This window comes from Micromonospora sp. CA-263727 (genome assembly GCF_050942455.1).
GTDB lineage: Bacteria > Actinomycetota > Actinomycetes > Mycobacteriales > Micromonosporaceae > Micromonospora.
Window position 1 is genome coordinate 110,353 of record NZ_CP192031.1, and the last position, 22,705, is coordinate 133,057.

Here is a 22,705-nt window from a genome sequence, read left to right on the forward strand (position 1 = left end):
GCCGTTGGTGCGGGTACCTCCTCGTCGGTGCGGGCTGGCGGGTCGTCGGTGGTCGGTGGGGCGGTGCCGGCGGCGGGACGGGACCGCCGGCACCGCGCGGGCTAGCCGGGCTGGCCCGGGGTACGCAGCCAGACGGCGGTGTCCGGCGGCAGCAGGTCGTCGTCGAGCGGCCCGCTGGCGAGCAGCCGCTCGGTGTGCGGCGGCAGCGGCACCGCCTCGGCGGAGAGGTTGACCAGACAGGTGAACCCGGGGTCACGCCGGAAGGCCAGCACCCCGTCCGGGGCGGGCAGCCAGGCCATCCCGCCGTCGCCGAGCGCCGGTTCGGCCCGCCGGACGGCGATGGCGGCGCGGTACAGCTCCAGCATCGAGCGCTCGTCACCGGCCTGCGCCTCGGCGGTGCGGTCCTTCCAGTCGGCCGGTTGGGGCAGCCAGGGCGCGGTGGCCGCGTCGTCCGGGCTGAAGCCGAACGGCGGCGTCTCGCCGGACCAGGGCAATGGGACCCGGCAGCCGTCCCGGCCCGGGTCGATCCGGCCGGAGCGTTCCCACATCGGATCCTGGCGCAGCTCGTACGGGATGTCCTCGACCTCCCAGAGGCCCAGTTCCTCGCCCTGGTAGACGTAGGCGGCACCGGGCAGCGACAGGGACAGCAGCGCGGCGGCCCGGGCCCGGCGGGTGCCCAGCTCCAGGTCGGTGGGGATCCCCTCGCGCTTGGCGGCGAAGCTGAACGTGGTGTCCGCGCGGCCGTACCGGGTGACGTGTCGGGTGACGTCGTGGTTGGCGAGCACCCAGGTGGCGGGCGCGCCGACCGGCGCGTGCGCGCTCAGCGTGCCGTCGATGCTCTCGCGCAGCGCCGCGGCGTCCCAGGCGCAGCCGAGGAAGTCGAAGTTGAACGCCGCGTGCAGTTCGTCCGGGCGCAGGTAGTTGGCGAACCGCTGCCGGTCCGGCAGCCACACCTCACCGATCAGGGCCCGGTCGCCGGGGTACCCGTGGGCGACCCGCCGCCAGTCCCGATATATCTCGTGCACCCCGTCGAGGTCGTGGAACGGGTGCGGCCGGTCCGCCACGATCTCGGGCAGCGTCGCATCCTTGACCAGCAGCCCGGCCGAGTCGATGCGGATGCCGTCCACCCCGCGGTCGAACCAGAACCGCAGGATCTCCTCGAACTCGGCGCGCACCCGGGGGTGGTCCCAGTTGAAGTCCGGCTGTTGCGGGGCGAAGAGATGCAGGTACCAGTCGCCGGGGGTGCCGTCCGGGTTGGTGGTCCGGGTCCAGGTGGGGCCGCCGAACTCGCCGACCCAGTCGGTGGGGCGGCGGTCGCCGGTCGGGCCCCGGCCCGGACGGAACCAGAAGAGGTCCCGTTCGGGCGCGTCCGGCCCACCGGCGAGGGCCGCCTGGAACCAGGGGTGCGCGTCGGAGCAGTGGTTGGGCACCACGTCGACGATGGTCCGGACGCCGAGCGTGTGTGCCTCCGCGATCAGCGCCTCCACCTCGGCGAGCGTGCCGAAGACCGGGTCGATGTCGCGGTGGTCGGCCACGTCGTAGCCGGCGTCGGCCATCGGCGAGGGATACCAGGGGCTGAACCAGATCGCGTCGATGCCGAGCGCGGCCAGGTAGCTCAGCCGGGACCGGATGCCGGCGATGTCGCCGATACCGTCCCCGTTGCCGTCGGCGAAGCTACGCGGGTACACCTGGTAGATCACCGCTCCACGCCACCACGGACGACCGTCTGCTGTGGACACGAGCACCTGCTTTCTGGGTTGGGGGTTATCCCTTGAGACCGCCGGTGGTCAGGCCGGACATGATGTTCCGTTGGAAGATCAGAAAGATGACCACCGTCGGTATCGCGGCGATCACCGAGGCGGCGATCACCACGTTCATCGGCGTACCGCCGGCGAAGGCGTAGATGCCGACGCTGACCGTCCGGGTCTCCGGTGACGGCATGACCAGCTTCGGCCAGAGGAAGTCCTTCCAGACCGCGGTCACCGCGAAGATCGAGACCACGCCGAGGATCGGGCGCGACATCGGCAGGATGATCGACCAGAGCGTGCGCAGCGGCGTCGCGCCGTCCATCAGGGCCGCCGCCATCAGGTCCTCCGGAATCGAGTCGAAGAACCGTTTCAGCAGGAAGATGTTGAACGCGTTGGCGACCAGCGGCAGCCAGATCGCGAACGGCGAGTCGAGCAGGCTGATGTGCAGGATCGGCAGGTCGATCACGGTGACGTACTGCGGGACGATGAGGACCATCGCCGGGATCATCAGCGTGGCCAGCATCATGCCGAGGATGGCGTTGCCGAAGATCGGCCGCAGCTTCGACAGCGAGTAGGCCGCGGCGGTGTCGAAGACGAGCTGGAACAGCACCGCGCCGGTCGCGTAGTAGAACGTGTTGAACAGCAGCTTGGCCAGGGCCAGGTTGTGCCAGGCGTCGACGTAGTTCTGCCACTGCGGGTCCTGCGGAAAGAGCGACGGTGGGGTCTGCGCGATCTCCTGGCCGGACTTGAGCGCGCCGGTGACCATCCAGTAGAGCGGCCCGAGGAAGACCAGCGTGAACCCGATGATCACAACGGCGAGCAGCGTCCAGTAGATCGCCCGGCCGGGCCCGCGCCGGAGCTGGGCCTGGGAGATGAGGGTCCGGGTCCCGGAGTCGGTTGCCATGGGTCATCCCGTCCTAGTCCTGTTTCGCGGTCAGCCGCAGGTAGACGGCGGAGAAACCGGCCAGCACCACGAGCATGATCACGCCGAGCGCCGCGGCCCCGTTGAGGTCGTTCTGGAAGAAGCCGTGCTGGTAGATGAGGTACGCGACCGAGGTCGCCGAGTCCTCCGCGCCCGCGCCGTTGGCCAGGATCAGCGGCTCGATGAAGAGCTGCATGGTGGCGACGATCTGCAACATCGCCAGCAGCGCGAGGATCAGCCGGGTCTGCGGGATGGTCACGTGCATGATCCGCCGCCAGATTCCGGCACCGTCCAGCTCGGCGGCCTCGTACAGCTCGCCGGGGATGTTCTGCAACGCCGCCAGGTAGATCAGCACCGCGCTGCCCATGTTCATCCAGGTCGACGCGATCACCATCGCCGGCATGGTCATCTCCGGCGACTGCATCCACTGCGAGGTGGGCAGGCCCACGGCCTTGAGGATCGCGTTGAAGAGCCCGGCGTCGCCGGGGTCGTACGCGTAGAACTTGAAGAGGAAGAGCGCGGAGGCGGGCGGCAGCATCACCGGCAGGTAGACCAGGATCCGCAGGTATCCCTTGGCGTGGCGGAACTCGTTGAGCAGGATCGCCACGAAGAACGGCACCGCGTACCCGAGGACGAGCGCCAGGATCGTGAAGTAGAAGGTGTTCTTCCAGGCCGTCCAGAAGCTGGGGTCGTCCAGGATCCGGAGGTAGTTGTCCCAGCCGACCCAGGTGGTCTCGCCGCGCCGGGTGCGCTGGAAGCTCATCACGACGCCGCGGACCATCGGGTACCAGGAGAAGACCGCGAAGCAGAGCACCGCACCGATCAGGAACGCGTGCCCGGTGAGGTTGTCCCGCAGCTTGCGGCCGAGGCTCGTCCGCCGGGGCCCGGGTGGGGATGACGATGCGGGGCGACCCGGGGCGTCGACGGCCCCCGGGGCGGTGGTGATCGCCAAGGCAACTCCTGGTGGCTCGGTGACCGGACGGGGCGGCGTGGCTGGGGTGGGGACCGGCGCGGCGCGGCCCCCACCCGCTCGGGTCAGCCCTGCGCGGCGAGGAGCTGGTTGACCTTCTCCTCGGCCGTCTTGAGCAGCGCGTCGATGTTGGCGTTGCGGTTCGTCAGGACCCCGGACATCGCCGCGTCGAGCACCGCGTAGATCGCCTGCGCGTTGCGCGGCTCACCCTTGATCGGCACCGGGTTCGCCTCGAAGACCGCGAAGTTCGTGGTGTCCACGTTCGCGTTCGCCTTGCGCAGGTCGAACTCCTGCTTCTGCGCGTCGCTGCCGTTGGTGAAGAGCAGCGGCTGCGGCAGGCCGACCGGGTAGTTCTGGGGCTTGGCGCGGGCGTAGTCGAACTGCCCCTTGCCCGGCGTCAGCTTCTGGTACGCGATCCACTTCAGACCGGCCTTGACCTGCTCCGGGGTGAGATCCTTCTTGAAGAAGTAGCCCTCGCCGCCGCCGAGCGTGCCCTTGGCCGGGCCGTCCTGGCCGGGCAGCGGGCCCATCGCCCAGTCCTCGAACTTGCCCTGGAACTGGCTGACGATCGCCTGGGTGGTGTCGGGCGCGCCGATGAACATGCCGACCTTGCCGGCGCCGGCGTTGGTCAGCAGGTCGCCCCACTGGAGCAGCTGGCGGTCACCCATGCTGTTGTCGCCGTACCGCATGTCCTTGAGGTTCTGTAGAACCTGCCTGCCCATGGCGTTGTTGAAGTCGGCCTTGGTGCCGTCCGCGGTCAGCACCTGGCCCCCCTGCGAGTAGAGCAGGGAGGTGAAGTGCCAGCCCCCGGTGTTGCCGGCGCTGTACTCCGCGTAGCCGGCGATGCCGTTGCCGAGCGCGGAGATCTTCTTGGCGGCTTCCCGGACCTCGGCCCACGTCTTGGGCGGGTTGTTCACGTCGAGCCCGGCCTGCTGGAACAGCACCTTGTTGTAGACCAGGCCCATCGAGTAGTTCTTCACCGGAACGGCGTAGAGCTTGCCGGCGTCGGTGAAGACCTCCTTGAGTGCCGGGTCGACGTCGTCCCAGGTGGGGATCGTCTCCGCGGTGGTGTACTCGGAGATGTCCATCGCCTGGCCGGAGTCGAGCACCTGCTGGAGATCGGTCATGTAGCCGTAGAACACGTCGGTGACCGTGCCGCCGGCCAGGCGGGCGGTGAAGTCCGGCGGGTTGTTGCACTGCTCGCCGACGCTGACGCTCTTGATGACGATGTCGGAGTTCTGCCGCTGGAACTCGGCGACGTCCTCGTTCCAGTTCGCCAGCAGTTCCTTCTGGGCGCCGACCGGCTGGCAGTCGACGGTGATGGTGACCTTGCCGCTCGCGTCGTTCTTCGCGTCGTCGCTCTTTGTGGAGCAGGCCGTGAGGCTGAACCCCAGGCCGGCCACGAGCGCCAGCGCCGCGGCCTTCCGGTATTGCGGTACGGACATCTGTCCATCCCTTCAGGAACGGGTGTCTCCCAGAAAGTTCGTTGATCCGCGTGGTGACCGCCGGTAATCACCCGGAGGCCAGGTGTGAGTGGAGTCACTGTAGCGAGGCCGACTCATTTCGGCAAGGTATCGACCCACTGTTGAAAAGAGACGACATGCTTACGAGAGATTGCGACAGCATCATGAAGCTGCGCCGATACAACCCCGTTCGCCCGTGTTACCACCCCCACCGAGCGGTGGCAGCGGTCGGCCGACCGGCACGACCTCGGCCATGACGAAAGGCCGCCGACCGCGGGCAGCGGTCGACGGCCAGAGCGTCGGTTCAGCGGGTCAGGGGCAGGGCGGCGGCGGGGGTGGCCGGCGGGGTCAGCGGCCGGGGACGGGTGCGGTGGAGCCGCGCACCACCAGCTCGGGCTCGAAGAGCAGCTCGTCGGTGAGCACTCCGCCCCCCTCGATCTGGGTGACCAGCAGGTCCACCGCCGCCTGCCCCATGGTCTCGATCGGCTGCCGCACGGTGGTCAGCGGCGGGTCGGTGCAGGTCATGAAGGCGGAGTCGTCGAAGCCGACCACCGACACGTCGTCGGGCACCGACCGGCCGAGCCGGCGGACCGCGCGGATGGCACCCAGCGCCAGCACGTCGCTGGCGCAGATGATGCCGGTGATCCCCCGATCGGCCAGCTTGGTCGCGGCGACCCGGGCGCCCTCCATCGAGAAGCTGGAGCGCTCGACCCACTCGGTGTCCTCGTCCCAGCCGGCGACCCGCCGCAAGGCGGCCAGCTTGCGCCGCGACGGCACGTGGTCCTCCGGGCCGAGCACCAGGCCGATCCGCTCGTGCCCGAGCGAGCGCAGGTGGCCGTACGCCTGCTCCACCGCCACCGCGTCGTCCGTGGAGACCCGGGGGAAGCCCAGCTCGTCCACGCCCGCGTTGACCAGCACCACCGGCAGCCCCCGATCGGTCAGCCGCCGGTAGTGCTCGTGCCCGGCGTCGGCCAGCGCGTACGACCCGCCGGCGAAGATGACCCCGGAGACCTGGTGGTCCAGCAGCATCTCGACGTACGCCGACTCGGAGACACCGCCGATGGTCCGGGCGCAGAGCGCCGGGGTGAACCCCCGCTGGGCCAGCGAGCCGGTGACCACCTCGGCGAGCGCCGGGAAGATCGGGTTCTGCAACTCGGGGAGGACCAACCCCACCAGCCGGGCACGTTCGCCGCGCAGTTTGCTCGGCCGCTCGTAGCCGAGCACGTCCAGGGCGGTGAGCACCGCGGTCCGGGTCGCCTCGGCCACGCCTCCGCGGCCGTTCAGCACCCGACTCACGGTGGCCTCGCTGACGCCCGCCTTACGGGCCACCTCCGTCAACCGTTTCGTCACAGCCGCAATCCTACGTCCTGTGTTTGCAAAAACCGAACAGACCTCTGTCGCGGAATGACGTCTTGTGTCAGATCACGAGCTGAGGCTACCCAGCGCCTCGGCGATGGCCCGGTGGAAGGTCGGGTACGCGTAGATCATGTGCCGGAGCTGGGCCAGCGGCACCGCCGCATGCACGGCCACCACCAGCCCGGAGAGCACCTCGCCGCCGGCCGGGCCGACCGAGGTGGCCCCGATCAACACCCCTTGGTCGGCGTCGGCGACAAGCTTGATGAAGCCGCCGTCATCCGTCTTGTGGATCCACCCTCGCGTGGACGAGGAGAGCTTCGTGAAGCCGACCTGCACGTTGATGCCGCGCTCGCGGGCCTGCTGCTCGGTCAGGCCGACCGCGCCGACCTCCGGATCGGTGAAGGTGACCCGGGGCAGCGCCCGGTAGTCGGCGCGGGGCACCGACCCGGCCGAGCCGCTCGACCCGGTGACCGCCAGCGAACTGGCCGAGCCGACCGCGCCGCCCACCACACTGGCGGTGCCGCTGGGATCCGCCCCGCCGTCGGCCCGCCGGACGTGGTCGAGCACGTCGGCGACCACGATGGACGCCTGGTACATGGCGATGTGGGTGAAGGCCCCCTCGCCGGTCACGTCGCCGACCGCCCAGACCTCGTCGGTGACGTGCAACCGGTCGTCGACCGGCAGGTACCGCCGGCTCGCGTCCACGCCGATCGTGTCCAGCCCCAGTTCGTCGAGGTGGGCGCGGCGACCGGTCACCACCAGCAGCCGTTCCGCGGTGAACCCCTCGCCGTCGGCGCCGCGCAGGGTGAAGCCACCCGCGTCGTGCTCGACCCGGGCCGCCCGGACCCCGGTGTGGATCTGCACCCCGTCCGCCCGCAGGGCGGCGGCGGCCACCTCGGACGCCTCCGGCTCCTCGACGGCGAGCACCCGGCCCGACGCCTCGACCACGGTGACCCGTACGCCGAAGCGGGCGAACACCTGGGCCAACTCCAGCCCGATCGCGCCGCCACCCAGCACCAGCAGCGACTCCGGCAACTCCTCGACCTCGATGGCCTCGCGGTTCGTCCAGTACGGCGTGTCGGCCAGCCCGTCGACCGGCGGCGCGGACGGCGTGGTGCCGGTGCCCAACACGATGCCGTACCGGGCCTGGAAGACCCGGTCACCGACGCGGACCCGGCCCGGTCCGGCGAGCCGGCCGCTGCCCCGGACGAAGCGCCCGCCCTTGTCGGTGAACCGCTGCACCGCGACCCGGTCGTCCCATCCGTCGGTGGCCTCCTCGCGGATCCGCTTCGCCACCGGCGCCCAGTCCGGGCGCACCTGCGCGGTGCCGGCCAGCCCGTCGACCCGACGGGCCTCGGCGATCGCGTTCGCCGCCCGGATCATCATCTTGCTCGGGATGCACCCCCAGTACGGGCACTCCCCGCCGACCAGGTTCCGCTCGACACCGACCACGGTGAGCCCGGCCTCCGCGAGTCGCCCGGCCACCTCCTCGCCGCCGACCCCGAGCCCGAGCACGATCACGTCCACCAGTTCCGGCTCCGCCATGTCCGCCAGCATCGCGCACCACCCGCCCGCCGGCCAGCCGACCACGCGGGGACGACCTCAGCGCAGCCAGGCCGGCTCGGCGCCGGGGATGTCCAGCGGCGGTGGGTAGTCGAGACGACGGCGGAGGTCGTCCGGCAGCCGCCACGGCAGGTGCACCGCCTTCCCGACCACCGCGGCCAGCTCGGGCACCCACCGCCGGACGTACCGGCCTTCGGGGTCGTACCGTTCGGCCTGGCGTACCGGGTTGAACCCCCGGTACGGCCTGGTGTCGTTGCCGGTCCCGGCGACCCACTGCCAGTTGCCGGAGTTGTTGGCCACGTCGCCGTCGAGCAGCCACCGGAAGTAGACCGCCAGCCCGTCGCGCCAGTCCAGGCCGAGCGTCTTGGTCAGGTAACCGGCGGTGATCAGTCGCGCCCGGTTGTGCAGCCAGCCCTGCGCGTGCAGTTGCCGCATGCCGGCGTCCACGATCGGCAGCCCGGTGCGCCCCTGCGCCCAGGCGGCCAGGGCCTCGCCGTCGTACCGCCACTGCTCCGTGGCACCGCGCCGGTACGCCTTTCGGGAGATGTCCGGGAAGGCGGCGGTCACCTGGTGGTAGAAGTCCCGCCAGCAGAGCTGCCGGACGAACGCCGAGTCACGGTCGCCGGCCCGGTTCGCCACGGTCAACGGCGAGAGACAACCGAAGCGCAGGTACGGGCTGAGCCGGGAGGTCCCGTCAGCGGCCAGGTCATCGTGCCGGTCGCCGTAGCGGGGCAGGTTGGGCAGCCAGCGGTCCAGCTGGCGTCGGGCCGCCTCCTCCCCGCCGACGACGGCGTCCGGGGAGTCGCCGGCCGGCAGCGCCGGCAGGCGTCCGGCCGGCACCCGCTCCGGCAGCGGCACCCGCTCCGGAGCGGCCAGCTCGTCCCGCCACCACTGCCGGATCCAGGCCCGGTGGTACGGGCCGAACACCCGATAGTGATCGCCACCGCCCGGCGTCAGCTCACCCGGCTCGACCACCGTCAACCCGGGAAAGAACCGCAGGTGCAGCCGGTGTAGCTGGCACTGGACACGCAACCGGCCGGCCCGGCGCTCGGCGTACCGGGAGACGTCGGCGCTGAGCGCGACCGCCTCGGCGCCCACCTCGCCGGCCAGCCGGACGGTCTCGGCCACCGGGTCGCCGTGCCGGAGCACCAGGTCACCGCCGAGCCCGCGCAGCGCGACGCGGAGCGCGGCGAGGCTCTGGTGCAGGAACCGGTCGCGGTTGGGCGAGAGCCCCGCCAGCGTCGGGTCCAGCACGTACAGCGGCACCACCCGGTCGAAGGCGGCGCAGCTGGTGGCCAGCGCCGGGTGGTCGTGCACCCGCAGGTCGCGGGTGAACAGCACGATCGCGGTACGCCCGGTCACCGGGCCGTCGGCCCGGGTCGGCCGACCGGCGTACCGGTCGGGGTGAGCAGTGCGCGGCCGGCCACCGCCATCCGTCGACGCCGCGGCACCGTGGCCCGCCGGGCGAAGACGTCGTAGTCCTGGGCGGCCACCTCGTCCAGGATCCCGCCGTAGAGCGCGTACGCGGTGCGGATGCAGGACTGCGAGCCGGGATCCAGCAGCAGCACCCCCGGCGCGGCGGCGGCGTAGTGCGCCTGGGCCCGGGTCACCTCGTACCGGATCAGCTCGCGCACCGGTCCGCTGGCCCGGCCGGCGGCCCGACAGCCGGCCAGTTCCTCCCGGGCCACCCCGAAGGCGGCCAGGTCCTCCTCCGGCAGGTACGTCCGGCCCCGGTCCAGGTCCTCGGCCACGTCCCGGATGAAGTTGGTGAGCTGGAACGCGAAGCCGAGCTGGCGGGCCGGCTCCCGGGCCGCCAGCGGGTCGGAGCTGCCCAGGATCGGCAGCATCATGGTGCCGATGACGGCCGCCGACCCCTCCATGTAGTCCAGCAGCTGACCGTAGGTGCGGTACGACCCGACGGTCAGGTCCATCGCCATGCTCTTGAGGAACGCGGCGAAGTCCTCCCGGTCCAGGTCGAAGACGGCGATGGTGTGCAGCACCGCCGGCAGCAGCGGGTCGTCGACCCGCTCACCGTGCAGCCCGGCGACGAACCGCCCGCCCCAGTGGTCGAGCCGGGCCGCGCGCTCGGCCGGCGGCAGGGCCTCCGTCCGGTCGACGATCTCGTCGGCGTACCTGGTAAATCCGTACAGGGCGTGGACATGCCGCCGTTTCCATGCGGGCAGCAGCCGGGTGGCGAGATAGTAGGTGCGGCCATGACGTCTGTGCAGCTCACGGCACCGGTCGTAGGCAGCGGTGAGGTCCAGGTCCACCAGCTCTCCTCGATATCGACGCACCAATCGACGCAACTTGCAACCTTAGGGTACGCTCAGCGACGTGGCCACCGACCGACCAACGGGTAACCTGCTTCGCGTGGTGCCTGAACAGCCGGTCGGCGGGGATGACCCGATCGGGGGCGTTCTGGCCGAGTACACCCGCGACCTCGTCACGGCGGTCAACCAGACCCTGGCCGAGTTCCTGACCGCCGAGGTCGCCGCACTGACCGAAATCGACCCGGCCATGGGCGGGTTCGCCGGCACCGCGCGGGACTACGTCCTCGGCGGCGGCAAACGGGTCCGCCCGACGTTCGCCTACTGGGGATGGCGCGGAGCGGTCGGCGGGGGCGAACCGGTCGCCCCGGTGTTGCCCGCACTGGCCACGTTGGAGCTGCTGCACACGTTCGCGCTCGTCCACGACGACGTGATGGACGCCTCCACCACCCGTCGGGGCCGGCCGACCGCCCACGTGGCGGTGGCCGCCCAGCACGCCGCCGCCGGGCTCAGCGGCGACTCCGGCCGCTTCGGCGAGGCGGTCGCGGTGCTGATCGGCGACCTCTGCATGGTCTGGGCCGACCAGTTGCTGGCCCGCACCGCCCTGCCCCCGAGCCGGCTGCTCGATGTGCGGCGCGGCTACGACCGGATGCGGGTGGAGACCGTCGCCGGGCAGTACCTCGACGTCCTCGGCGAGACCGACCCGGCGAACTGGTCGGTCGACCGGGCGCTGCGGGTGGCCCGCTACAAGACCGCCAGCTACACCGTCCAGCGGCCACTGCTCTTCGGCGCCAGCCTGGCCGGCGTCCACGACGACGCCCCGCTGCGGGCCGCGTACACCCGCTACGGCCTCTGCGTCGGCGAGGCGTTCCAGCTCCGCGACGATCTGCTCGGCGTCTACGGCGACCCGACCACCACCGGCAAGCCGACCGGCGACGACCTGCGCACCGGCAAGCCGACCGCGCTGCTCCTGCTGGCCCGGCAGCTGGCCACGCCGGCCCAGCGCCGGGCGCTCGACGGGACCGACTCCGGTGCCGACCCGCCGGAGATCGCCCGGCTGGCCGAGGTGGTGATCGACACCGGCGCGGTCGACCGGGTCGAGCGGATGATCGACGAGCGGGTCGAGGAGGCGCTGGTCGTGCTGGACACCGCCGTCGTCGACGAGACCGCGCATACCGCGCTGGTCGGTCTCGCCACCGCCGCCACCCACCGGCGGGCCTGATGCGCGCCCCGGGCAGGAAGGCGGTCACCGGTGCGGACCGTTGACGGGCGTACCGATCGGGTGGTGGTCGTCGGGGCCGGCCTCGGCGGCCTGGCCTGCGCACTGCACCTGGCCGGCAGCGGGCGGCAGGTGACCGTGCTGGAACGCGAGCCGGTGCCCGGTGGGCGGGCCGGCCGGCTCGGTGTCGACGGCTACGAGTTCGACACCGGCCCGACCGTGCTCACCATGCCCGACCTCATCGCCGAGGCGCTCGCCGCGGTCGGTGAGGAACTTACCGACTGGCTCGACCTGGTCCCGCTCGATCCGGCCTACCGCGCCCACTACCCGGACGGCTCCACGCTCGACGTGCTCACCGACAGCGCCCGGATGGCGGCCGAGATCTCCCGGGTCTGCGGTCCCCGGGAGGCCGACGGCTACCTGCGGTTCGTCGACTTCGCCCGCAACCTGTGGCGGCTGGAACGGGCCGACTTCATCGAGCGCAACCTCGACACACCCACCGACCTGCTCACCGCCAACCTGCTCCGGCTGGTAGCCACCGGGGCGTTCCGGCGACTCCAGACCAAGATCGATCAGTTCTTCCGGGACCCGCGCACCCGGCGGATCTTCTCCTTTCAGGCGATGTACGCCGGTCTCGCGCCGCACGACGCGCTGGCCATCTACGCCGTCATCGCGTACCTCGACTCGGTGCAGGGGGTCTACTTCCCGCGCGGCGGCATCCACGCGGTCTCCCGGGGCCTGGCCGGCGCCGCCGAGAAGCACGGCGTACGGATCCGGTACGACACCACGGTGACCCGGGTGGAGACCGCGAACGGTCGGGCCACCGGAGTGCTGACCGCCGACGGCGAGTTCGTCCCGGCCGACGCGGTGGTGCTCAACCCCGACCTGCCGGTGGCCTACCGCGACCTGCTCCCGCCGACCCGTCGACGCCGGCTGACCTACTCGCCGTCCTGCGTCGTCCTGCACGTCGGCTCGGCCCAGGGGTACGGTCGGATCGCCCACCACAACATCCACTTCGGGCGCGCCTGGAAGGGCACGTTCGAGGAGGTCATCCGGCGGGGCGAGCTGATGACCGACCCGTCCCTGCTGGTCACCAACCCGAGCCGGACGGACCCGGCGGTGGCGCCCGCCGGCCGGCACACCTACTACGTGCTCGCTCCCGTGCCCAACCTCGACCGGGCACCGCTCGACTGGCACGGCGACCTGGCCGCCCGCTACACCGACGAGCTGGTGTCGACCCTGGAGCAACGCGGCTACGTCGGCTTCGGCGCGGGCGTCGAGGTGCTCCGGGCCGTCACCCCGGCCGACTGGGCGGAGCAGGGGATGGCGGCCGGCACCCCGTTCGCCACCGCGCACACCCTGTTCCAGACCGGCCCGTTCCGGCCGTCGAACCTGCACCGGTCCCTGCCCAACGTCGTCTTCGTCGGCTCGGGCACCCAGCCCGGCGTCGGAGTCCCGATGGTGCTCATCTCCGGCAAGCTCGCCGCCGCCCGCATCACCGGAGCCGGCCAGTGAGTGCGAGCAGCGCAGCGGAGCCCCGCAGCCACGAACGAAGGAATGTCCTGATGCCGTCGTCGCGCGAGGGGCACCTGGTCGAGCTGGTCGACACGGCGGGTCGCCCGGTCGGCGAGGCCACCGTGGCCGCCGCCCACCAGACCCCCGGCCAGCTGCACCGGGCGTTCTCCGTGCTGCTCGTCGCGCCGGACGGCCGGGTGCTGCTCCAGCGCCGCGCTGCGGTGAAGACCCGTTTCCCGCTGCGCTGGGCCAACTCCTGCTGCGGCCACCCACTGCCCGGCGAGCCGTTGGCCGAGGCCGCCAACCGCCGGCTACAGGAGGAACTGGGCGCCGGTCCGGTGCCGCTGACCGAGGTCGGGGTCTTCCGCTACCGCGCCGAGGACCCGGCCACCGGGCGGGTCGAGGTCGAGTACGACCACGTCCTGCGCGGCGAACTCCGGCCGGACGCACCGCTGCACCCCGAACCGACGGAGGTCGCCGAGCTGCGCTGGGTCGACCCGGCGACACTGGCCGCGGAGATCGACGGCGACCCCGACGCGTACGCGCCGTGGCTGGGCGGGGTTGTGCACCGGCTGCTCCACCCGTCGGACCCGGCCGGGCTGCCCGCCAGTGACGCGTCGGAGCGGTCGGGTGGCCGATGAGGCGCTGAGCGCCGGGGCCGTCGCCCGGCGACTGGGCGTCGCGGTGACCACGCTGCGCACCTGGCACCAGCGCTACGGTCTCGGGCCCAGCCAGCACGTCCCGGGGCACCACCGGCGCTACACCCCGGCAGACCTGGCTCGGCTGGAAGTCATGCGGCGGCTCACCGCCGAGGGGGTCAGCCCGGCCGTGGCGGCTCGCTGGGCTCGACAGGCACCCGGCACGGCGCCCGACGGCCACGCCGTCCCGGCCCGGTCGAGGAACGCCCGTGACGGCGGCGGCGCCACCATCCCGGTCGGCCGCGCCGGGCCGGCGGCCCGCGGACTGGCCCGGGCCGCGATGCGACTGGACGCGATGGCGATCAGCGAGACGATCTCCCGCGCCATCGCCACTCACGGGGTGGTGGGCACCTGGGACCGGCTGCTGCGTCCGGTGCTCGTCGGCATCGGGGAGCGGCATGCCGCGACGGCGGCCCTGATCGAGGTCGAGCACCTGGTGTCCCGGTGCATCTCCGCGGCGTTCGGCGCGGTCTGCGCCGCGGCCCGGCCCGCTTCCGGCCCGTCCCGCCTCCTGCTCTCCTGCGCCGACGAGGAGCAGCACAGCCTGCCGCTGGAGGCGCTGGCCGCGGCGCTCGCCGAGGCCGGCGTCGGCCATCGGTTCCTCGGTGCCCGGGTGCCGGTGACCGCCCTGCTGGACGCGGTCGAGCGGACCGGACCGGCCGCCGTGGTGCTCTGGTCACACAGCCAGCTCACCGCCGACCCGGCCCAGCTCACCGCAGTGCTCACCGCGCCCCGCCGGCCGCTGCTGCTGCTCGCCGCCGGGCCGGGATGGCAGGCCGACACGCTGCCCGCCGGCGTGGTGCGCCCGGTAGACCTGACCGAGGCGCTCTCACTCGCCGTGACCATCCGCGACTCGCTGGACCGCCCGGCCGCGTCCTGACCGCCCGACGCTGACCCGCCCGACCTCGGCCGCCCGACGCTGACCCGCCCGGCCGGCACGGAGGGCGGTCGCCTCCTGACCCGCGGTGGACCTACTTAAAAGGGGTGAACTAGCGTCGGGGGGTCCGCGAACCGAACCCCTCTCGGGAGCGAACGATGCGTCGTCATGCCCTGCTCGCCTGCGTCACGGGCCTGGTCCTGCTGGTCGCTGGCTGTGGTGGTGGCGGAAACTCGCCGGCGTCCAGCGCCGCGCCCACCCCGGCCAGCCCGCCCACCCCGGCCAGCCCGCCCACCCCGGCCAGCCCGCCCCCCTCGGCAGCCCTGCCGCCGGAGGCGGCCCCGTCACCGACCCGCACCACACCGCCGAAGCCACCGCTGCGGGCGCTGCCGGCCAAGCTGCCGGCGGGTCTGGTCCGCAGCACCGGAGTCGAACAGGTGGCGCTCACCTTCGACGACGGGCCGGACCCAAGATGGACTCCGAAGGTGTTGGACAGCCTGCGGGCGGCCAAGGTGAAGGCCACCTTCTGCGTGGTGGGTACCCAGGTCCGCAAACATCCCGAGCTGGTCCGGCGGATCGTCCGGGAGGGCCATCAGCTCTGCAACCACAGCTGGAATCACGACCTCGACCTGGCCCGGCGGCCGATCGCCGAGATCCGCGCCGACCTGGTCCGCACGAACAAGGAGATCCGGCGGGCGGTACCGGACGCGAAGGTGCCGTACTACCGCCAGCCGGGCGGCCGGTGGACCGCCGAGGTGGTGCGGGTCGCGAAACAACTCGACATGCGATCGCTGCACTGGACGGTCGACCCGCAGGACTGGGCCAAACCGACCGCCGCCACGATCCGGAAACGGGTCAAGCGCGCCGCCCGGCCCGGTGCCGTCGTACTGCTGCACGACGGGGGCGGCGACCGGACGGCCACCCTCACCGCGTGCCCGAAGTTGATCGCCGCGCTGAAGCGCGACCACGGCGTCACCAAACTTCGATAGACCCCTCCTGAGCTGCTGTTATTCGGGGCCTTGTGGCTACCGCCATACCGGTTTGGCCGTCCGGTGAGACATCACGTATGCTTTCCAAGCCTCCGGCGGGGCCGGATGGGAGCAAGTCCGTTCAACGTTGCGAGTGTGCAATGATGGCGGGGCCGCCCTCATCGTCTAGCGGCCCAGGACGCCGCCCTTTCAAGGCGGTAGCACGGGTTCGAATCCCGTTGGGGGCACGGTCCGGCTTCGGCCGGAATGCAACATCAGCTAGGTCCTGTGGAGCAGTTGGAGTGCTCGCCGCCCTGTCAAGGCGGAGGTCGCGGGTTCAAGTCCCGTCAGGACCGCAAGCGCTGGCGCCGCGCACCACGCGCGGCGTTCTGCGTATCGGGGCATGCAACCCACGCAGCGGTGATCCTTCCGGGCGGGTAGCATGAGCCCGAGCACCACGGCCAGGTAGCTCAGTTGGTACGAGCGTCCGACTGAAAATCGGAAGGTCGGCGGTTCGACCCCGCCCCTGGCCACATAGCCTTTCGCCGGGCTACCAGAGCGCCGACCAGCCGAAACGCAGGTCGGCGCTCTTGCGTTCAGAGCGAAATCCGCACTGCGGCATTTTCGAGAGCTGGCCATGGCGCGGCCGCGAGTCTTCTGGACGGCGAGTGGCGTCGTGTTCGTTCGGACGGGCTACCAAGCGGAGCCGGGCTGCACAGCGGTGACCAGCGAAACGCCGCTCACCGTTCCTGCTTACCGGCCGCCGGCACCTGCCCGGCGTCGTCTGGTTCACCGCAGCGGCACTCGCCGTCGGCGCTCGCCTTGTTGAGCGTGTCAGCGTCGCCCTTGACGGTGTAGACCTCCCAAGGCTCGTCACCGGGACCGCGTACCCAGACCTTGTCCTGGCGCGCGTAGCAGCACTCGGTGTCGTTCTCCTCCAGGGTGACCAGGCCGGATTCGGTGAGTCGCCGGGTCGCGGCGTTGACGTCGTCGGTGCTGAACACCTCGACGCCCAGGTGGTCCAGGACGGTGGGCTGCTCGGGCTCGCCTTCGATCAGGACGAGCTTCAGGGGTGGGTTCTCGACCGCGAAGTTGGCGTACCCGGGACGGCGCTTGGCCGGCTCGACGCCGAACAGCTTCGCGTAGAAGGCGACGGAGCCTTCGAGGTCGGAGACGCGCAGGGCGAGCTGGACACGGGACATGACGATCCCCTCTGCCTAGATGACTGTCGAATCAAGTCCACTGTTGCAGTCTGTTTTGACATCTGTCAATCTAGAGGAATGTCGAAACAGACCCTGCCGACGGTGGATCTTCAGGCGGTGGCGTGCTGCTCACCGCTGGCGGTCCGCCCGATGGACGCCGAGCAGGCGGTGGTGGTCGCACCGATGTTCAAGGCCCTCGGCGACCCGGTTCGGCTGCGATTGATGTCGATGATCGCGTCGGTGCCCGAGATATGCGTTTGCGACCTGACCCCGGCGTTCGAGCTGTCCGGGCCGACCATCTCCCACCATCTGAAGGTGCTGCGGGAAGCCGGCCTGGTCCACGCCGAGCGGCGGGGCACCTGGGTCTGGTACCAGGTCGAGCCGGACGCGTTCCGACAACTCCGTGCGCTCCTGGATCTGCCGGTCGCCGCGTCGACCGCCGCCGGCCCGGCGTGAGGCTCACCCTGGCACGGCGAGCCTCCGCCGAGTTCGCTGGCACCGCTCTGCTGGTCACCGCCGGTCAGTGCCTACATCGGCGCCGCCTACTGGTTCACCTCGTCCACCTCGTTCGCCAATCCGGCAGTGACCGTCGGCCGGGCTTTCACCGACAGCTTCGCCGGCATCGCCCCGACCTCTGTGCCCGGCTTCGTCGCAGCCCAGGTCGGCGGCGGCCTGGTCGCCGTCGTCGCGCTCACCACCTGGTACCCGCACCCCGAACCCGCCGCTGGCACCGCGGTCGTGCCCCAACTGGCCGAGGAGAACCGCCCTTGATGAACCCCGCCATCGTGGCCATGGAAGATCACCATGCCGACCAGGTGCTGGACATCTACCGGCTCGGCATCGCCACCGGCCACGCCACCTTCGAGACGGAGCCACCCACCTGGCCTGACTTCACCGCGACCCGGATGCCCGGCCACCGCTGGGTCGCCATCGACCCGGCCGGTCGCGTCCTGGGCTGGATTGCCTGCGCCTCCGTGTCGGACCGGTGCGTCTACGCCGGAGTCGTCGAGCACTCCGTCTACGTGCATCCCGACGCGCGGGGCCGGGGCGTCGGCCGCGCACTACTGAACGCCCTGGTCGCCTCCACCGAGCGGGCCGGCATCTGGACCATCCAGTCCGGCGTGTTCCCCGAGAACACCGCCAGCCTCGCCCTCCACGCCGCCAGCGGCTTCCGCATCGTCGGTACCCGTCAACGGCTCGGCCGGCACCACGGCACCTGGCGCGACGTGACCCTCATCGAACGCCGCAGCCCCACCATCGCCTGAACGGAGCGCGCACCATGATCGGCAAACCCAGCGTCCTGTTCGTCTGCGTGCACAACGCTGGCCGTTCCCAGATGGCCGCCGGCTGGCTGCGCCATCTGGCGGGCGACGCCGTCGAGGTGCGTTCCGCCGGCAGCGCACCCGCCGACCGGATCAACCCGGTCGCCGTCGAGGCCATGCGCGAGGTCGGCATCGACATCACCGACCAGACCCCGGTCCGGCTGACCTGGGACGCGGCCGAGGCCAGCGACGTGATCGTCACCATGGGTTGCGGCGACGCCTGTCCCACCTTCCCCGGCAAGCGCTACGAGGACTGGCAGCTGACCGACCCTGCCGGGCAGCCCCTCGACGTCGTACGCCAGGTTCGCGACGACGTCCGGGCGCGAGTCACGGAGCTGCTGGCCGATCTGGCGCAGGACGGCTGACCGCGCCAATGGCCCTGCTCGGGGCAATGACGGAAGCTGCGCACTGAGGCATCAGCCGGTATGGTCCGGGCCTATGGGACAGGGGATGGCCGATCCGACCGACATCCAACAGGATCACGAACGGTTCGCGCTCCGCAGCACCCTGCTCCTTCCCGCCTCCGCCGAGCAGGCGTACGAGGTGTTCACCGGGCATCTCGCCGACTGGTGGGTGACGGAGTACACCTGGTCCGGGCCGGCCCTCCTCGCCGAGCTGGGCATGGAGCCCCGGGCCGGCGGGATGCTCTACGAGGTCGGCCCCTACGGTTTTCGCAGCGACTGGGGGCGGGTGCTCACCTGGGACCCGCCCCGCCGCCTGGTCTTCACCTGGCAGATCGGCGCGGACCGCGCACCGGTGCCCGATCCGGCGCGGGCCAGCGAGGTCGAGGTGCTTTTCACCCCGGACAGCTCCGGCACGCTGGTCGAGGTCGCGCATCGACACTTCGACCGGCACGGCAGCGCCGCGGAGGGCTATCGGCGGGCGCTGACCGCCGGCTGGCACGAGCTGCTCTCCCGGTACGCGGCAACCGTGATCAATGGTGCGGCGTGAGGCACCCGGGCCGACCGACCGCTGCCGCGACGCCCGGCGGCGCGGGTCAGCCAGCCCGGTGGCGCAGCGTGGCCACGGTCGAACCGGCGAGGGTGAGCAGGCACTCCGGCAACTGCCCGTCGGCCGCCGCCGCACCGAACAGCGCCTCGGCGGTGTCGAGGTCGGAATTCGCGTACGCGCTGACGAAGCGGGCCACCCAGCGGGCGTCGTACCCGGCCTGGTCGATGCCGGGGAAGTCGAGCGCGCAGGCCCCCTGCGGTACCGAATCGCCGACCATCGTCGCAGCCAGGCACCATGCCACGTCGTACGCGCCGACGAGGCCGGCCCGGTCGACGACCGCGTCGAAGGTACCCACCACGGCGTCGCAATCCCCATGGAGCGCCGAGCGGAGGACGGCAGCGGCATCGTCGAGCGTCTGCTGTGGCGAGTCGGTCACCCACCGCACGGTAGAGGTGCCGGTCAAGCAGCCACCCACGACTACTCTCCGCACATGGCGGAGGCGACCTGCGGATAGACCGCCCTCCACGGTCCCGCCACCCAGCCCGGCACGCTAGTCTGCGCAGCGGACCTTCGCCGGAGGAAGGACGACAATGCACATGTCACGCGGGTCGCGGACGGCCATCCTGGCTGTCTGCGCCACGGCCCTGCTCGCCACCAGCGCCTGCGGGAATGACCAGCCAGAGGAGACGACCACCCAACAGGTGCGTCTCTACGGCACGGACGGCAACATGAACAACTCGTACCCGGACGAGTTGAAGGATCGCGCCAGCCTGGTCAACGGCATGAAGGGCACCACACCGCTCACACCGCTGCCAGACAATTTCAAGAAGCGACTACTGTCCGTGGATCCGAAGCTCAACGGCTTCCTCTACGCCGCCGAGTCGTACGACGCAGTGGTGATCAGCGCGCTCGCGGCGCAGCTCGCCGGCACCACCGACCCGGCCGCCATCGCAAAGCAGATCGTCGGCGTCACCAACGGCGGGACCCGCTGCACGACCGTGAACCAGTGCCTGCGGCTGGCCCGTGACGGGGCGGACATCGAGTACCGCAGTGTCTCGATCACCCGGGCCGGCTTCACGGACGCCGGTGAGCCGGCCACCGCCAGCTACGCCACGCTGCACTTCGACGGGCAGCAGCTCAACGACGCCAAGTCGGAGTTCGTCGGCGCCGGTGACGACTCGGCGGCGAGCACGAAGGCGCCGCCGAAGGGCAGGAAGCAGACCGGCAACACCGTTGGTCCGGAAAGCGGCGCGCCGCTCGTCATGGGCGGCCTGCTGCCCAAGACCGGTGACCTGGCGCTGGCCTACCCGCCGATGGGCGCGGCCGTGGCGCTGGCGATCCAGGAGATCAACGCCGCCGGCGGGGTGCTCGGCACGGACGTGGTCTGGATCGACGGCGACGACGGCACCAACCCGACGGTCGCCAAGGCGACGGTGGCCAGCCACCTCGACGCCGGGGTACACGTGATCATTGGTGCGGGCGCGTCCGGCATCTCCGCCGCCGTGCTGCCGGACGTGATCGAGGCGGGCCGGATCCTGTTCTCCCCGTCGAACACCGCGGCGAGCCTGACCAACGCGGAGGACAAGGGCCTCTACTTCCGCACCGCACCGCCGGACGGCCTCCAGGGCCGGGCGCTGGCCGACGTGATCCTCCGGGACGGCCCGCACAAGATAGCGATCGTGGCGCGCAAGGACTCCTACGGCGAAGGACTCCAGGACATCGTCCGGGCCGAGCTGGAGCGGGCCGGGTTCGGCGGCGACACGGTGAAGCTGCTCGGCTACGAGCCCAGCGAGGGCGCCGATGCGCCGCCGATCAACTTCAGCGACGGCGCCAAGCAGATCAAGGCGTTCGGCGCCGACGCCGTGCTGATCATCGGCTTCAGTGAGTCCGCCGAGGTGATCAAGGCACTCGCGGACGCCAACGTGCCGCTGGCGGCGCTGGGCCGCTGACCCGCCCGACGCCGACGGCCGCACCGGAGATCCGGTGCGGCCGTCGCGGTGTGTGCGGGCCCTTCAGCGCCCGCGCCGCCGTTCCAGGAACTCTGTCATCCGGCGGCGCTTCTCCTCGTCCTCGAAGAGCACCGCCTGGCTGACCAGGTCCAGGTGCGGATGCGCGGCGGGCGGGGCGTCCACGGCGAGCTTGGTCAGCCGCAGCGCCAGCGCCGAGCCCTTGGCCATCTCGTCGATCAGGTCGTGGGCCGCCGGCAGCAGTTCCTCCGGGGCGGTCACCACCCGGTTGACCAGACCGATCCGCAGCGCCTCCGCGGCGTCCACCCGCCGCCCGGTGAACAGCAGCTCCTTGGCCCGGGCCTCGCCGACCAGCGCCGGCAGCCGGTGGGTCGCGCCGGCGCCGGCCAGGATGCCCAGCCGCACCTCCGGTTGCCCGAAGAGCGCCCGCTCCGTACACACCCGCAGATCGCAGGCGTACGCCAGCTCGGCGCCGCCGCCCAGCGCCGGGCCGTCGACGGCCGCCACGGTCGGCATCGGCAGCGCCCGGATCCGGGCGAAGGCGGCCGAGTTGATCGCGGCGAGCGCGTCCAGCCGTCCCCGGTCACGCAGTTGGCCGATGTCGGCCCCGCCAGCGAAGATCCCCTCGGTACCGCCGGTCAACAGCAGCATCCGGGGCCTTGCCTCCAGTTCGGCGCAGACCTCGTGCAGCGCGGCGATCAGGTCGGCGTCGATGGCGTTGCGCTTTTCCGGCCGGTCCAGGGTGACCACCAGCCGATCCGGACCCTCCTCGACCCGCAGCCCGGTCACCGCGCTGCGCCCGTCGTCGGCTCGGTGCCGCCGGCGCGGGTGCCGTCGGTCCAGGTGTAGAAGCCCTGCCCGGACTTCTTGCCCAGCCGGCCCGCGGCGACCATCTCCACCAGCAGCGGCGGCGGGGCGAACCGGTCCCCGTACGCGGCCTGGAGCGTACGGGCGATGTCGAGGCGCACGTCCAGGCCCACCAGGTCGGTGAGTTCCAGCGGACCGACCGGGTGCCGGTAGCCGAGCACCATCGCCTTGTCGATGTCGGCGGGGCTGGCCACCCCGTCGGCGACCATCCGGATCGCCTCCAGCCCGAGCGTCACCCCGAGCCGGGACGTGGCGAAGCCGGGCATGTCGCGTACCACGACCGGGTCCTTGCCCAGCCGGCCGGCGAGCGTCACGGCCGCCGCGGTGGTCTCCGCCGCGGTGGCCGGCCCGACCACGATCTCCAGCAGGGCCATGGCCCAGACCGGGTTGAAGAAGTGCAGCCCGCAGAAGCGCTCCGGCCGCGCCAGCTCTCCGGCGAGGTCGGCGATGGGAATGCTGGAGGTGTTGCTGCCCAGCAGCGCCGGTCGCAGCGCCTCCGCCTCTGCCAGCACGGCCCGCTTCAGGTCGAGTCGCTCCGGTACCGCCTCCACGACCACGTCCGGGGCCTCGGCCACCTCGGCGAGCCCGGCCCGCAGGCTGATCCGTTCCCGGTTGGCGGCGGCCTGTTCGGCGGTCAGCTTGCCGCGCTGCACGGCCCGGTCCCACAGCTGGGCGAGCCGCTCCACGGCCGCGCCGCCCCGCGCCCGGTCCACCTCGACCAGTTCCACCGCGTGGCCGGCACCGGCCGCCACGTACGCGATACCGAGGCCCATGGTGCCGCCCCCGACCACCACGAATCTTTCAGTCATCGTCGCACCACCGCACAGTGA

The 22,705-nt window shown here is 71.8% G+C and carries 22 protein-coding genes, 3 tRNA genes and 1 pseudogene; 14 read left to right on the top strand and 12 right to left on the bottom strand.

The genetic code is table 11. The features are described from left to right. Positions 1-101 precede the first annotated feature (101 nt). The 8 genes from ACQPYA_RS00500 to ACQPYA_RS00535 form a co-directional block, all read right to left on the bottom strand. Complete coding sequence (locus tag ACQPYA_RS00500; RefSeq protein WP_433530667.1) at positions 102-1,739, bottom strand: glycoside hydrolase family 13 protein; 1,638 nt, start codon at positions 1,737-1,739, stop codon at positions 102-104. Between the two features lie 25 nt (positions 1,740-1,764). Beyond that, positions 1,765-2,652 (bottom strand): carbohydrate ABC transporter permease, encoded by an 888-nt coding sequence (locus ACQPYA_RS00505; RefSeq protein WP_433530668.1) that lies wholly within the window; start codon positions 2,650-2,652, stop codon positions 1,765-1,767. A gap of 13 nt (positions 2,653-2,665) precedes the next feature. Further along, complete coding sequence (locus tag ACQPYA_RS00510) at positions 2,666-3,622, bottom strand: carbohydrate ABC transporter permease (protein ID WP_433530669.1); 957 nt, start codon at positions 3,620-3,622, stop codon at positions 2,666-2,668. Positions 3,623-3,705: 83 nt separating this feature from the next. Continuing rightward, positions 3,706-5,085 (bottom strand): ABC transporter substrate-binding protein, encoded by a 1,380-nt coding sequence (locus ACQPYA_RS00515; protein WP_433530670.1) that lies wholly within the window; start codon positions 5,083-5,085, stop codon positions 3,706-3,708. 366 nt (positions 5,086-5,451) lie between these two features. Beyond that, positions 5,452-6,453: a LacI family DNA-binding transcriptional regulator gene (locus ACQPYA_RS00520; RefSeq protein WP_433530671.1), complete on the bottom strand. Its 1,002-nt coding sequence runs from the start codon at positions 6,451-6,453 to the stop codon at positions 5,452-5,454. A 72-nt stretch (positions 6,454-6,525) separates the two neighbouring features. After that, positions 6,526-8,004 (bottom strand): dihydrolipoyl dehydrogenase family protein, encoded by a 1,479-nt coding sequence (locus ACQPYA_RS00525; RefSeq protein ID WP_433530672.1) that lies wholly within the window; start codon positions 8,002-8,004, stop codon positions 6,526-6,528. A 57-nt stretch (positions 8,005-8,061) separates the two neighbouring features. Further along, positions 8,062-9,384: a cryptochrome/photolyase family protein gene (locus ACQPYA_RS00530; protein ID WP_433530673.1), complete on the bottom strand. Its 1,323-nt coding sequence runs from the start codon at positions 9,382-9,384 to the stop codon at positions 8,062-8,064. Continuing rightward, a complete protein-coding gene (locus tag ACQPYA_RS00535) occupies positions 9,381-10,292 on the bottom strand; it encodes a phytoene/squalene synthase family protein (RefSeq protein ID WP_433530674.1) in 912 nt (303 codons plus the stop codon). The genes ACQPYA_RS00530 and ACQPYA_RS00535 overlap by 4 nt, the downstream gene beginning before the upstream one ends. 100 nt (positions 10,293-10,392) lie before the next feature. On the opposite strand from ACQPYA_RS00535, the gene ACQPYA_RS00540 reads away from it, so the two are divergent. The 8 genes from ACQPYA_RS00540 (at position 10,393) to ACQPYA_RS00575 (ending at position 16,099) form a co-directional block, all read left to right on the top strand. Continuing rightward, entirely contained in the window at positions 10,393-11,511 is a 1,119-nt protein-coding gene (locus ACQPYA_RS00540; protein WP_433530675.1) for a polyprenyl synthetase family protein, read from the top strand. Between the two features lie 30 nt (positions 11,512-11,541). Next, the gene (gene crtI / locus ACQPYA_RS00545) at positions 11,542-13,023 is read left to right on the top strand and encodes a phytoene desaturase family protein (protein WP_433530676.1); all 1,482 of its coding nucleotides are present in this window, start codon (positions 11,542-11,544) and stop codon (positions 13,021-13,023) included. Positions 13,024-13,073: 50 nt separating this feature from the next. Further along, entirely contained in the window at positions 13,074-13,664 is a 591-nt protein-coding gene (gene idi / locus ACQPYA_RS00550; protein WP_433530677.1) for an isopentenyl-diphosphate Delta-isomerase, read from the top strand. Next, the gene (locus ACQPYA_RS00555; protein WP_433530678.1) at positions 13,654-14,601 is read left to right on the top strand and encodes a MerR family transcriptional regulator; all 948 of its coding nucleotides are present in this window, start codon (positions 13,654-13,656) and stop codon (positions 14,599-14,601) included. The genes idi and ACQPYA_RS00555 overlap by 11 nt, the downstream gene beginning before the upstream one ends. Positions 14,602-14,756: 155 nt before the next feature. Beyond that, a complete protein-coding gene (locus ACQPYA_RS00560) occupies positions 14,757-15,587 on the top strand; it encodes a polysaccharide deacetylase family protein (RefSeq protein WP_433530679.1) in 831 nt (276 codons plus the stop codon). Positions 15,588-15,741: 154 nt separating this feature from the next. Further along, a tRNA-Glu gene (locus ACQPYA_RS00565) sits at positions 15,742-15,814 on the top strand. Positions 15,815-15,848: 34 nt separating this feature from the next. Next, a tRNA-Asp gene (locus tag ACQPYA_RS00570) sits at positions 15,849-15,922 on the top strand. Between the two features lie 103 nt (positions 15,923-16,025). After that, positions 16,026-16,099, top strand: a tRNA-Phe gene (locus ACQPYA_RS00575). A 207-nt stretch (positions 16,100-16,306) separates the two neighbouring features. On the opposite strand, the gene ACQPYA_RS00580 is transcribed toward ACQPYA_RS00575, so the two are convergent. Continuing rightward, positions 16,307-16,768, bottom strand: a complete 462-nt coding sequence (locus ACQPYA_RS00580; RefSeq protein ID WP_433530680.1) for an ArsI/CadI family heavy metal resistance metalloenzyme — start codon at positions 16,766-16,768, stop codon at positions 16,307-16,309. A gap of 78 nt (positions 16,769-16,846) precedes the next feature. Between ACQPYA_RS00580 and ACQPYA_RS00585 the strand changes: the two genes are divergently transcribed. The 5 genes and pseudogenes from ACQPYA_RS00585 to ACQPYA_RS00605 all read left to right on the top strand — a co-directional run bounded on the left by ACQPYA_RS00585 (position 16,847) and on the right by ACQPYA_RS00605 (position 19,041). After that, positions 16,847-17,224, top strand: a complete 378-nt coding sequence (locus ACQPYA_RS00585) for an ArsR/SmtB family transcription factor (RefSeq protein WP_433530681.1) — start codon at positions 16,847-16,849, stop codon at positions 17,222-17,224. 30 nt (positions 17,225-17,254) lie between these two features. Beyond that, positions 17,255-17,512 (top strand): annotated as a pseudogene (locus ACQPYA_RS00590) (phosphatase); the annotation flags it as partial. Between the two features lie 26 nt (positions 17,513-17,538). After that, positions 17,539-18,033 carry an N-acetyltransferase family protein gene (locus tag ACQPYA_RS00595; RefSeq protein ID WP_433530682.1) on the top strand — a complete coding sequence of 165 codons (495 nt, stop codon included), beginning with the start codon at positions 17,539-17,541 and terminating at the stop codon, positions 18,031-18,033. A gap of 14 nt (positions 18,034-18,047) precedes the next feature. Further along, on the top strand, positions 18,048-18,455 hold the full coding sequence (locus ACQPYA_RS00600; RefSeq protein WP_433530683.1) for an arsenate reductase ArsC: 408 nt from the start codon (positions 18,048-18,050) through the stop codon (positions 18,453-18,455). A 73-nt stretch (positions 18,456-18,528) separates the two neighbouring features. After that, the gene (locus ACQPYA_RS00605) at positions 18,529-19,041 is read left to right on the top strand and encodes an SRPBCC family protein (RefSeq protein WP_433530684.1); all 513 of its coding nucleotides are present in this window, start codon (positions 18,529-18,531) and stop codon (positions 19,039-19,041) included. A gap of 46 nt (positions 19,042-19,087) precedes the next feature. Here the strand turns inward: ACQPYA_RS00605 and ACQPYA_RS00610 are convergent, their stop codons facing one another. Continuing rightward, positions 19,088-19,477 carry a hypothetical protein gene (locus ACQPYA_RS00610; protein WP_433530685.1) on the bottom strand — a complete coding sequence of 130 codons (390 nt, stop codon included), beginning with the start codon at positions 19,475-19,477 and terminating at the stop codon, positions 19,088-19,090. A 154-nt stretch (positions 19,478-19,631) separates the two neighbouring features. Here ACQPYA_RS00610 and ACQPYA_RS00615 point away from each other — a divergent pair, with 154 nt between their 5' ends. Beyond that, entirely contained in the window at positions 19,632-20,990 is a 1,359-nt protein-coding gene (locus ACQPYA_RS00615) for an ABC transporter substrate-binding protein (RefSeq protein ID WP_433530686.1), read from the top strand. A 63-nt stretch (positions 20,991-21,053) separates the two neighbouring features. Here the strand turns inward: ACQPYA_RS00615 and ACQPYA_RS00620 are convergent, their stop codons facing one another. Continuing rightward, positions 21,054-21,797, bottom strand: a complete 744-nt coding sequence (locus ACQPYA_RS00620) for an enoyl-CoA hydratase/isomerase family protein (protein WP_433530687.1) — start codon at positions 21,795-21,797, stop codon at positions 21,054-21,056. Beyond that, positions 21,794-22,684, bottom strand: coding sequence for a 3-hydroxyacyl-CoA dehydrogenase family protein (locus tag ACQPYA_RS00625; RefSeq protein WP_433530688.1), 891 nt, complete (start codon positions 22,682-22,684; stop codon positions 21,794-21,796). The genes ACQPYA_RS00620 and ACQPYA_RS00625 overlap by 4 nt, the downstream gene beginning before the upstream one ends. Positions 22,685-22,705 lie beyond the last annotated feature (21 nt).